We start from the raw sequence: 11967 nt of genomic DNA, 5'->3' as shown, positions 1-11967 counted from the left end.
CCAACGAAAAATTTTATGATAGTGTCAATGTCACCGGGACAGAACAACATTGGCCAATATTTAGTTAGCAGTCTTAATGTAATTATAGCAACAAGATGATTCAACTCTAAGCCTGTACAGCATAAAGGAGAGTAGGGAAAGAACACCACGCGAAATATGAGAGTTCCTTATCAATACGGAGTTATTATATCAAATAAATATGGAGATGGATTACATGAATGAAACCATTTCATTGCTTCATAATCATACATCTGTGCGATCTTTTACCAATAAACCCTTGACAGAAGAACAGCGAGAAGCAATCTTTAAAGCAGCCAGTCAAACTTCATCTTCCAGTCTTCTTCAAGCCGTTTCGATTATTCGAATCACAAATCCTAATCTTCGAAAAAAAGTGATGCAGCTCAGTATGGATCAACCCTATATTGAAGAAGCACCAGAGTTTTGGATTTTTTGTGCGGATTTCAACCGTAATCATCAAATTGCCCCAAAGGTAGATATTGAATATATTGAATTTCTATTGGTTGGTACGTTCGATGCTGGACTGATGGCACAAAATGCTTTAACAGCAGCCGAATCCATGGGACTTGGCGGTGTATTTATCGGAGCTGTCAGAGCTAATATTAACGAATTATCTGACCTATTGAAATTACCGAAGTATGTGATACCTTTGGTGGGATTATGCCTCGGTACCCCGGCAGAAGAAAAACCTGAAATTAAGCCGCGGCTGCCTCAATCCATGGTCATGCTGGAAAATCAGTATCAACCACTGGATCAAGAGAAATTAGCCTTCTATGATGAAGCCATGTTGAAGTATTATGAGAGCCGTCCGGTTAGGGCTCCTTTCACAGTGAAAAGAGTAAAAGGATGGAGTGACCATATCCAAGATCATCTCCAGAGAAGTATTCTCCCTCAAATGATGAACTATTTGAACAAGCAAGGATATGCGAAAAAATAAAGTAAGCTTAAAGTCCCCATCTGCTGAACAGGTGGGGACTATTTTAAGCCTACGTTTCTATAGTTGCTCAAATGCTGAAGCTAAAAATGACGGGAGGGAGAACCTATCGCCATACGATGCCCCACAACGAATAAAATAAAGGGTTATACATATTATGCATGACTAATATGTGGAACCATTTTTTTGTTTAACTATCGTTCTCCGTAGGGAATGATGCATCATAATTTCAAGGGAGCTTAACGAAGATAGGAAAACTACTACAGTATGTTGTATGTTGATTTTTTCCAATTTCCGGTTTAGAATGATTAAAATCAGTTATATCCGCGTTGATGGACCAATAGTACCTGATGCGGCGCCATGCCGTTTCATCGTCAGCGAGCCGGGGACAGTGCAAGTCCGGCATCTTGTCAGGGAAAAGGCAGTCCGGAGTGGTATTTCGTAAAAAGTGGACGTTCTCGTTATGTCACGAAACGTCAACTAGGGTGGAACCGCGGGTGCACATACGCTCTCGTCCCTAGGCATTCGCTCCCCGCGATGTCCTAGAGGCGGGAGCTTTTTTGATATTCTCGGCTGTAATTACAACACATTAGGAGAGTGCAGAACAATGAACAACAGCAAAACTATGGAGCAAATTGTCGCGCTGGCCAAGCACCGCGGCTTCGTATTCCCCGGATCAGAAATTTACGGCGGACTCGCTAATACTTGGGACTATGGTCCGCTCGGCGTCGAGCTGAAGAACAACATCAAACGTGCGTGGTGGAAGAAGTTCATCCAGCAGTCACCATATAACGTCGGCCTGGACGCCGCGATCCTGATGAATCCGCAAGCTTGGGTTGCCTCCGGCCACGTCGGTAACTTCAATGACCCGATGATCGACTGCAAATCGTGCAAAGCCCGCCACCGAGCGGACAAATTGATCGAGAACGCACTCGGTGAGAAGGACATCGAAATCGTCGTCGATGGAATGTCCTTCGACCAAATGAAGGCGCTTATCGACGAACACGAAATTGCTTGCCCGGATTGCAGCAGCCGCGATTACACGGACATTCGCCAATTTAATCTGATGTTCAAGACATTCCAAGGCGTCACGGAATCGAGCGCAAACACGGTTTACCTCCGTCCCGAGACAGCTCAGGGCATCTTCGTCAACTTCAAAAACGTGCAGCGCACAATGCGCAAGAAGCTGCCATTCGGCATCGGCCAAATCGGCAAGAGTTTCCGCAATGAAATTACGCCTGGCAACTTCACATTCCGCACACGCGAATTCGAGCAGATGGAGCTCGAGTTCTTCTGCAAGCCAGGGGAGGATCTGCAGTGGTTCGAGTATTGGCGCAACTTCTGCCGCGATTGGCTACTGTCGCTCGGCATGAACGAACCGAGTATCCGGCTACGCGATCATTCCGAGGACGAGTTGTCCCATTACAGTAACGCTACGACAGATATCGAATATCGTTTCCCGTTCGGCTGGGGGGAGCTCTGGGGCATCGCCGACCGGACCGATTACGACCTAAAACAGCATATGACCCACTCCGGCGAAGACTTCCATTACATCGACCAGGACTCGAACGAGCGTTACGTACCGTACTGCATCGAGCCTTCGCTCGGCGCTGACCGCGTTACGCTGGCCTTTCTTATCGATGCATACGAGGAGGAAAAGCTTGAGGCCGATGACAGCCGTGTTGTGCTTCGTTTCCACCCGGCGATTGCGCCTATCAAAGCGGCAGTTTTCCCACTCTCCAAGAAATTAGCCAAAGGTGCGAAGCAGATCTTCGCCGATCTGGCGTCCGAATTCATGGTCGACTATGACGACGCCGGCTCCATCGGGAAACGCTACCGCCGCCACGACGAAATAGGCACGCCGTTCTGCATTACGTACGACTTCGATTCGGAGACTGATGGTAGCGTTACCGTCCGCGACCGCGACACGATGGAGCAGACCCGTATGCCGATCGCGGAGCTGAAGGAGTATTTGGCTGAACGCTTGAAATTTTAGACTAGCCACTGAGGTCTTGGCGCCGCCATTGCAAACCACGCCGTTAGGGCAGCTAGAAGAGTTTGCATGTTGCCTAAAATTGAAGTGAAAGAAAGTAATGTTGTAGGTAATTTTTGGGATAAATATCCGGATATCGTTTATCGTTAAGGTGTATACAATCAAAGATAACGAAGGGAAAGTTTGGAGTAGAGAAGTATGTGGAGGTCCTCATGTAGAAGAGTTGCTGGGAATCCAGGAGGAATGATAAATCCGGCAATCGAAGAGGGGTTGACATCGCTTGGCCTTTTCGTTGGCGGTACCGGAGCACAGTAGTTCAAAGAAAAGCAATTCGGATTAAATATAAATGTCGAGGGACAAGAACATAGTCTCATTAAAAGTCGCTAATTTGGTATTATCCCCTTCTAGTAGACAAGAGAAAAAAGACATCTGGTAAGATGGATTTAATTCTTGTTGAGTGGAGGGGATTTTTCATGGCCAAAAAGGGACAAACCTTTCGGAAGTACTCCTTGGAATTAAAGATGGAGGCAGTCCGGTTGGTGAACGAGGAGCAGAGGAGTATTCGTGAAGTGGCGAAACAGTTGGGCGTTCGTAATAAATCTCAGGTACAAATCTGGGCAACAAAATATCGAACAGGTGAGATTTTAGAGCCAACTCCCCCAAGACGAGGACGGTCGAAAACGAAGTTTTCCAGTATGGAAGAAGAAATGGCGTATCTACGAGCGGAGATTGAATATTTAAAAAAGCAGTATCCAAATCTGCACAAGGAGTGACGAAGAAAGCAACCAGGTTCGGAATCATCGAGGAAATGCGAGAGAGATACTCACTGAAATGGCTATTAGAGTTAGCCCATGTTTCACGAGCGGGCTATTACAAATGGAGAAGGGCTCAGCAGACAGCCAGGCAGCGCAAAGAAAGAGACAAGCTACTGGAAGCTCATATGTTGTCGATCCACCGCCTTCATCCCTACTTTGGTTATCTGCGTATGACGGTTGCTTTACGGAAAGAAGGCCTCTTAGTAAACCACAAAAGGGTCTACCGGATTATGAAGAAATTGGGGATTCAGTCGGTCATTCGAAAGAAGCGTCGCTTTTTCGGTAAACAGGCTTCTGTCGTGAATCCCAATCGGCTGGATCGTCAATTTCAGGCGGACACTCCTTTATCTAAACTGGCTACCGACATTACCTACATACGGGTTGGGGAACGGTTTGTCTACCTTTCGGCAATCCAGGATCTGTATAACAACGAGATCCTAGCATGGCACCTTTCGGAACGAAACGATCTGGCTCTGGTTAACGAAACGCTAGACGCGTTAAGTAAAGATGTAAATTTGGAGGGGGTTATTCTCCATTCAGACCAGGGATTTCAATACACCTCCAAACCATTTAACCGTAAACTTACTGGACTTGGGATCCTCGGAAGCCATTCCAGACGTGGAAACTGTCTGGACAACGCATGCATAGAATCCTTCTTTTCTCATCTGAAGACGGAAAAGATATATTTAAGCAAGCCCCAAACCTTAGCTGAGGTAGAAAAACAGGTGCGTGAGTATATTTCATTTTATAACCAAAGTAGATTCCAGAAAAAACTAAACAACCGTTCCCGGTTGAATACCGAGAAACGGTTGCTGCTTAAACATGTCTTTTTAGACCTGTCTACTTGACAGGGATAATACCAATTTAGCGGCTTTTTTGTTTTATCGGTACAAGTTCTTGTCCTGCGTCCAGGACAAGAACTTGTACCGATTCCCGATTAGATGATGATCTAACCAGATCCATATTTGTAGAGCTAACTTAAGGATCCGACCGGCTATGAAGGGAGGGAACGCGAACGTCGGAGCTAGATATTTAAACGCTTTTGAAAGCTGTCGGACGAACGACGTGCGCAATCAAACAGCACATGAATGAGGTCGGAGATGGGAGAAACGGCCAAATGAACAGAAACACCGATCCTAAAAATATAATACTTAAAGAATGATCTTATATCTGATATTACTGGGGGTATAGGCAGATCAGCTGTCCGGGTTCAACAGCTTGCTCTTCTCTTCGGAATGTTCGAAAGCCTCGAGAATGGAATCGAGCAGACCAGGAAAACGAAGATTCAAGTCCTCTGCCCGCAGCGTCACGATTCTCTGCGTTCCATGAGGACGCACCTGAACAATGCCTGATTCCCGGAGATTCTTGATATGATGAGACGCTGTGGATTTGACCACAGGAACGTTAATTTCACCGCAGGGGCGTTCACCGGCTTGATACAGTTCAGAAACGATTAACAGACGAATGGGATCGCTTAGTGCATTAAGTACCGTGGATAAATGAATATCCGCCCGGTCGGGATGAAATAAGAGCTTCACGGGAGGCCCTCCTTTTTTTACTGATGATTGCATTATAACACAAACCGTGCTATATTATTTTCAAATTTCGATGATAATCGAACAATAGAAATTGGATGGTGGAGAAAATGAATAAAAAAACAGTACCTGCCGCACCTAGCGGACAGGAATCGGCCGTGATAAATGAACGGGCTGTAGTCATTTTACTGGGTGTAGCGATCGTCCTGGTCATCATGAATACCATGATGTTCAATCTGGCTCTGCCTGATGTTGCAGTCGCTTTTCATCTGACACCTGCGTTAACCTCGTGGATAGTCACAGGCTATTCGATCGTTTTTGCCGTCTCGTCTATTACATACAGCCGTCTTGCCGATTTTGTACCGATCCGCAGGCTGTTCATAATAGGTATCTTGTCACTGAGTCTTGCAGCCATAGCAGGGTTGTTCAGCAACAGTTTCATGATGCTTCTAATTGTACGGCTCGTTCAAGCCACTGGCGCGGGTTCGATCCTTGCGCTGACAATGGTCCTGAACTCCCGTTACATTCCGGTTGAGCGCCGCGGCAAGGCGATGAGCATTACCATGTCCTCCGTCTCAATGGGTCTTGGACTGGGTCCGGTTATGGGTGGAGCCATTGTCGAGTATTTAGGCTGGCATATGTTGTTTGTAGTTACCGCAGTCACAATGCTTCTGATACCGCTGTTCGTCATTTTTATTCCAAAAGAGAGTGTGCAGAAGGGGTCTTTCGATTTCCTGGGCGCATTGTTCATTAGCGTGGGCACGACAGGCCTGCTAATCGCCTTAACGAATCATTCCTGGATTGGTCTGGTTAGAGGGCTTGTAGGGCTTGTGTTGTTCGCTGCCCGGATTCGCTCGGCGAAGGAACCGTTTGTCCTGCCATCCCTGTTCCAGAACCGCCGCTATCTGATCCTGGCAGCGGTCGGTATCGCTGCTTATCTTTGCAGCTTTGCGACCTTGTTCCTGATGCCGCAGATTCTGGTGAAACAGTACAGTCTAAGCGCCATCCAGGCGGGAATGGTGATTTTTCCGGGATCGTTCCTGGCCATGATTGTCTCTCAGCGGGTCGGACGGTTTATTGATTCTCGTGGAAACAACCCGATTCTTCGGATTATCCCGGTGTTCTTTCTGGCAGCCGTCGTCTTGTTTGCATTATTTGAGGGAAGCTCATATGTAGCCATCATCTTCATTTACATGCTGATGAGCACCTGCTTCACAATTCTGTCGAGCAGCGTATCCAACGAAATTTCCCGTATTCTACTGCCGGCCGAGATGGGCTCCGGGATGGGGCTGTACCAGCTGCTGCAGTTCTGCAGCGGAGCCATGGGGGTTGCTGCTTCTGCCAGCGCACTGGCGATGCAAAAGAATCTGCCAATGGGCATGGCCTACAGCAATATTTACTGGGGGCTGACCATCATCGTCATCGTATCTATTAGCTGTGCGGTGCTCTACCTGAGATCAGCCATGCAACGCCAACCGCAAGTGTAACTGCTTTAACCATAGCATTTCAAAAGTCTGAGAATCCTGCTGAACAGGATCTTGGGCTTTTGTTTTTTAACGCAATACTTTTCTATGGCAAGTCCAAATTGAGATCCAATATACTTACTTTGAATTATCTAGATAAATGACCGACTGTTCCGACAGAGGATTGCGCAGGAATGGCGTGATACCTCTGTCTTTTTGTATATTAAGAGGGTTAATGAGGGCTGGTATTTTCAATCATGGAAAGCCAAATACGGATCAGCAATTTGGATCGGTGTTACACCACGGGTCGAGTACCTGAATCATATTAGAGAAACATTAAATGGATCAGATATATATAAGCGGATTACCGATTGAACTATTAATTAAGTTTATTAAGCTAACAGGCAGGGGAGTTTATTGATTTCGCGAATACTTACATATGAAGTTATTTACGAAGTTCGTAGATGAGACTTTAGCCGAAAGAACTTCTTAGTTTAGGAGGAGTCTATATGATTTTAGAAAAAGTTATAAATAGATTTGTAATACAAAGTGAATATAAGGGTTTTGTTGATAAGTATATTGATAATATACTTACCGAATTTAAAGGTAAGATTCATAGCATTTATATGTGTGGCTCGATTCCAAAAGGAACTGCTAAACCTTTTAAGTCAGATGCAGACTTTACTATTGTATGTGTAAATCCCCAAGATATTGATTACGAAAGATTGTCAAATATTAAAGACACGCTTTTAGAAGAATATCCAGTAGTAACTAAGATTGATACGATAATTTGCTCGATTGACGATGTATTAAGTAAACCAAATGAGTGGGGTTTTTGGGTTAAGATAATTTGTGTTTGCATATATGGTGATGACGTTGGTGAAAAAGTACCACCGATAATTATTTCTCCAGAGTTCATTTTAGACTTAAATACAGAGACCAAGAACGAAGTAGATCGTATACATAGTTTACTTTCTAATGCTAGTGAAAACACAATGAAAACTAGATATATTAAAGGTTACTCTAAGAGATTAATTCGTGCATTATACTCTTTGATTTTAGAAGATACAGGTGTATGGCAAGATGACATTATTAAGATGAAGAATGCCATATTAAACTATTGTGAGATTGACTCCGCTTTAGTTGATTATCTGTATGCTTGTTACTTGGATGGTAATAATGTACTTGTTGAAGAGTTTCTGGGAATTGCGGATGAAGTATATAGTTATTTTGAAAAAGCCTTAAATGCAATGGCTGCTTCCAGAACTTCCTTCGACTAACACCATATTGACGCTTCGGGTCACTCTGAGAAGCGATTGACCTCATCCAGCCCCCTAAGCCCGTCGGGCTACAGTACTGTTAACCCATCTCCATCCTGATCATTCAAATGGCCTTGTCCAGGCAAATGGCACTATAACATTTCCAAACGCAGAAATTGTCGTGAGAGACACCGAGTATGAGTACTGGATGGACGACAGGAATATGAAGGACCCTTCTAATGAAATTGAACAAGTCAGTTTTCAGATGGTTCAAACGGCAATGGCGCCTTATGAGGGGCTAATCCGCACCTTTGGGAGGGATGAGAAGGAGCCGATTTCGGGCATACAAGCCAGTGAAGCACCTGGTCTTACGCCGGGTCACACGGCTTATTTTAAATATCGAGAGAAAAATGATCGAGGGATTGTTTCCGATTGTGGCGCTTGATCTCGAATGTGCCAAGAAATTCAAGGAAGCATTTCCTAAACACGCCATAATCATTTATGTTCGAGCTGATCCCAGTTCACTACATAAACGAGCTCGTGACAAACAAGAAATCGTTGATCATGTCCATATCAATTTTGATAAGATTGATCAAGATATGAAAGAATTGGCTGACGATATTATTGAAAATTCGGATGGGTTCATTACATTGGCCAAAGAGGAAGAGGAATTGGAGGCCACGTTATTAATATAACAATCGCGAGTCCAAATGATCCAGCCAGCCCATTCATATAAAAGTAACGATTGATTGTTACGCTAACGGGATAGTTTAATAAAAAGGGTAAAGCCACTGAAGAGGAAGGAAATGAGGGAGGGATACATATGATAAACATAATTGAAGAGCTTAAGAAAATGTCCCAAAAAAGAGGGTTTGAAAATAAAGACGATTTTCAACAGTTGCTGGAAAGATGTAAGGATATAACGTTGTCGAATGAAGATGTTGAATTTTTAATAGAACTTTATTTTAAGGCTAAAAATTTGTACATTCGCAACACAATATTGAAAGCACTTGTGTTCTGTGAAGATATTGATTTAAAGGAATTCTTCTTAAAAGCGTTTAAAAAAGAGCGCTACCTAGACATGAGATTGACTGCAATTCGAGGCTATGCAAAGTATGCGACTGAGAAAGAAGTAGAGAAACTGATGTCTAAATTCATAGAAATTCTGATGAAGCGTCCTGAAAGCACCCCTTATAACTTTCAAGAATATGAACTGCTTCGTTCTGCTTTTGGGCTGCCGTATTTAGTAAATCAATATGGATATGCTTGTTTTATTCAGGCATATGAGCAGGAAGAAAAACAATATAATGCCATGCCAGATGCTTTCAAAGGACATTTTACTTTAAATGAAAGAGGAGATATTGTCCAACTTCGCTCATTAGGAGAAAGCAAGAAGACGCTTGATGAATTTAGGAGCAGAGGTAATTGAAGCTTGAAAGGAAGTGACACTAATGATAAAACAACATCTGTTATTTAAATTCAACAGATTCTCAGCAAATGAATTTTTGACAGCATGGGTAAAACGCAGATAAAGAAGGGATTCGGATTGATTTTGTAATTGATACAGATATAGACCATATTTATACACCAAGGAATTCAACTAATGGGAAACGTTAGTTTAGTAGAAGCAGCCGACCATAGTGATCGGCTGCTTTTGTTTAACTAACGGACAGAATTGCATAATATCGCGAATAATATATACATAAACTGACTCTTCCTATGATACGTTTGCGTAGACGTATTAAGCGTACATTAGGTTCGAGCACAAACGTTCCTGCCCTTGCGCTTAGCAATCGATTAGTTACTCGAAGTTCTCAATCACAATTTTGCCTGTCATACGTCCTTCTTCCAGTATTGCATGGGCTTTACGCAAATTGGCTGCATTGATGGGAGAGAGGATCTGGGCAACCGTAGTTCGTAAGCGTCCTTCATCGATCATACGGGAAACTTCGTTTAACAGGTTGTGCTGTTCAATCATATCCGAAGTCTGGAATAATGGTCTGGTGAACATCAGCTCCCAGGCAAAAGTTACGCTTTTGTTTTTCAGTAAGGTCAGATCGAGCAGCTCATCCGTCTCTACAATGGAGCAGATTTTCCCTTGAGGGGCAATGGCTTCAGCCATATTGACCCAATGCTTCTCTGTACTGTTCAAGCAGAAAATATAGTCAACGTGTTCCAAGCCCAGCGCTTTAAGCTGAGGGAGAAATGCTTCGTAATGATTGATGATGTGGTCAGCTCCCATGTTTTTAGCCCAATCAGCAGATTCAGGGCGTGAAGCTGTGCCGATGACAGTCAAACCAGCGTGTTTGGCCAGTTGTGTCGCAATAGAACCAACACCACCCGCCGCCCCGATGATCAAAATAGTTTTGCCTTCGTTGCGCTCGGTGGCAGCAGGCACGCCCAAACGATCAAATAATCCTTCCCAAGCGGTGATAGCGGTTAACGGCAGAGCGGCTGCATGGGCAAATTCCAGTGTTGCTGGTTTAAAACCGACGATTCTCTCATCAACGAGATGAAACTCGCTATTCCCACCAGGACGGGCAATGCTGCCGGCATAATACACTTCATCGCCAGGTTTGAACAGTGAAGATTCCGGTCCGGCTTGTTCGACGACACCAGCAACATCCCAACCGAGAACCTTTGGCGTTTTTTCGGTCCGATTTTTGGGAGCGCGCACTTTAACGTCGACGGGATTAACAGAAATGGCTTTGACTCGGATCAGCAAGTCTCTCCCTGTAGGTTCAGGTACATCCATCATGACGTCCAGCAAGCTCTCAGGTTGATTAATGGGTAAATACTTCAGCAAGCCGATGGCTTTCATTTGTCGGTTTGACATTGTCGTTTCCTCCTTGAATGTATATCACTTATTGCTTTCTGGTTGTAATATAACGTATATTAACTATCATGAATAGTACGCACATTAGTGTGATGTAGTATCAATTTGTATACTGTTAAAAAAGGAGGATATGTACATGCGTGACCGCAAATCGGGATATGGCCAATGCCCGAATGAAGAAGGTTGTCCCGTCGAGTATACGTTGGATGTCATTGGGGGCAAGTGGAAGGGTGTACTTTTGTATCATATGATCGAAGGTCCCGTACGATTTAATGAGTTCCGCAGAATATGTCCGACCATCACCCAGAGAATGCTGACGCTACAGCTTCGAGAGCTTGAAGAAGACGGGATCGTACACCGTGAGGTGTACCCGCAAGTTCCTCCCAAAGTGGAATACTCGCTATCGGAATTCGGACGCACATTAGTGCCGATCATTATCAAAATGAAAATCTGGGGAGAAAAACATAGCAATTTATCAAGTGCTACATCTAGACAGACAGAAAACGTGGTTGAATCCATGGTAGATTCGATGTGACTTTCTACTTATCGCATGAGTATTATATTTCCATTATTAGAAAAGGGTAAAAAAGAGTGGTATAAAAGTTATAAGGTTCGAGTTTGTAAAGTTGAAAGGGATTATTCTTTTTAGGGTTTTGTGCTAAAGAGGCTTTACTTCGATATGAAGTGAAGCCTTTTTACTATTCAAGTAACGGACAGGATAGTGTAATTGAACACATCTTGGAAAATTTCTAGTAGGAGTGTGTAAAATGAATTTAAAAAGAAAAGTTGATACAAGTAAACGACAAATAAGATCGGTTCTTTGGATGCCCAACTATCGAGTACACATTATATAAAAAAGTATACTATTCCCAATTAAGAAAAAAGTGAGGGAGAAGGCCCTATACATACCCGTCTCCATTTCAAATGCGTACAGGCAAAAACATTAGCCCTCAGAGAATAATTTTCTTTCCACTAAGACCTAGTAAGGTGGATCGTCTACACTTAGTTGGACAGAAAAAATAAGGGCTTGTAGAATAAACCTATCATGCTAAGGAGCGGATCTCTACAATGCCAAAACAACAACGACGAACCTTCACCTCTGAATTTAAAAAGA

General features: G+C 43.8%; 10 protein-coding genes and 1 pseudogene. 9 read left to right on the top strand and 2 right to left on the bottom strand.

From position 1 onward, the window contains the following. Window positions 1–214: 214 nt before the first annotated feature. The 3 genes and pseudogenes from nfsA (at window position 215) to KJS63_RS16465 (ending at window position 4580) form a co-directional block, all read left to right on the top strand. Window positions 215–955: an oxygen-insensitive NADPH nitroreductase gene (nfsA, locus tag KJS63_RS16480; RefSeq protein ID WP_213620108.1), complete on the top strand. Its 741-nt coding sequence runs from the start codon at window positions 215–217 to the stop codon at window positions 953–955. Between the two features lie 604 nt (window positions 956–1559). Next, window positions 1560–2948 carry a glycine--tRNA ligase gene (locus KJS63_RS16475; RefSeq protein ID WP_213620107.1) on the top strand — a complete coding sequence of 463 codons (1389 nt, stop codon included), beginning with the start codon at window positions 1560–1562 and terminating at the stop codon, window positions 2946–2948. Window positions 2949–3418: 470 nt separating this feature from the next. Next, a pseudogene (locus KJS63_RS16465) lies at window positions 3419–4580 on the top strand (IS3 family transposase). Window positions 4581–4956: 376 nt separating this feature from the next. On the opposite strand, the gene KJS63_RS16460 reads toward KJS63_RS16465, so the two are convergent. Beyond that, window positions 4957–5298 carry an ArsR/SmtB family transcription factor gene (locus KJS63_RS16460; RefSeq protein WP_213620105.1) on the bottom strand — a complete coding sequence of 114 codons (342 nt, stop codon included), beginning with the start codon at window positions 5296–5298 and terminating at the stop codon, window positions 4957–4959. A gap of 107 nt (window positions 5299–5405) precedes the next feature. Between KJS63_RS16460 and KJS63_RS16455 the strand changes: the two genes are divergently transcribed. The 5 genes from KJS63_RS16455 to KJS63_RS16435 all read left to right on the top strand — a co-directional run bounded on the left by KJS63_RS16455 (window position 5406) and on the right by KJS63_RS16435 (window position 9446). Then, entirely contained in the window at window positions 5406–6782 is a 1377-nt protein-coding gene (locus KJS63_RS16455) for an MFS transporter (RefSeq protein WP_213620104.1), read from the top strand. Between the two features lie 485 nt (window positions 6783–7267). Further along, a complete protein-coding gene (locus tag KJS63_RS16450) occupies window positions 7268–8038 on the top strand; it encodes a nucleotidyltransferase domain-containing protein (RefSeq protein WP_213620103.1) in 771 nt (256 codons plus the stop codon). Window positions 8039–8198: 160 nt separating this feature from the next. After that, window positions 8199–8462 carry an MBL fold metallo-hydrolase gene (locus KJS63_RS16445; protein WP_213620102.1) on the top strand — a complete coding sequence of 88 codons (264 nt, stop codon included), beginning with the start codon at window positions 8199–8201 and terminating at the stop codon, window positions 8460–8462. After that, window positions 8428–8712: a hypothetical protein gene (locus KJS63_RS16440; protein ID WP_213620101.1), complete on the top strand. Its 285-nt coding sequence runs from the start codon at window positions 8428–8430 to the stop codon at window positions 8710–8712. Before KJS63_RS16445 ends, KJS63_RS16440 begins: the two co-directional genes overlap by 35 nt. A gap of 128 nt (window positions 8713–8840) precedes the next feature. Next, window positions 8841–9446 (top strand): hypothetical protein, encoded by a 606-nt coding sequence (locus KJS63_RS16435; RefSeq protein ID WP_213620100.1) that lies wholly within the window; start codon window positions 8841–8843, stop codon window positions 9444–9446. Between the two features lie 372 nt (window positions 9447–9818). On the opposite strand, the gene KJS63_RS16430 is transcribed toward KJS63_RS16435, so the two are convergent. After that, entirely contained in the window at window positions 9819–10853 is a 1035-nt protein-coding gene (locus tag KJS63_RS16430) for a zinc-binding alcohol dehydrogenase family protein (RefSeq protein ID WP_213620099.1), read from the bottom strand. 136 nt (window positions 10854–10989) lie between these two features. On the opposite strand from KJS63_RS16430, the gene KJS63_RS16425 reads away from it, so the two are divergent. After that, window positions 10990–11388 (top strand): winged helix-turn-helix transcriptional regulator, encoded by a 399-nt coding sequence (locus tag KJS63_RS16425; RefSeq protein WP_213620098.1) that lies wholly within the window; start codon window positions 10990–10992, stop codon window positions 11386–11388. Window positions 11389–11967: the final 579 nt, after the last annotated feature.

This window comes from Paenibacillus sp. J22TS3 (assembly GCF_018403205.1).
GTDB lineage: Bacteria > Bacillota > Bacilli > Paenibacillales > Paenibacillaceae > Fontibacillus > Fontibacillus tuaregi.
This window is presented reverse-complemented; position numbering and strand designations above follow the sequence as displayed.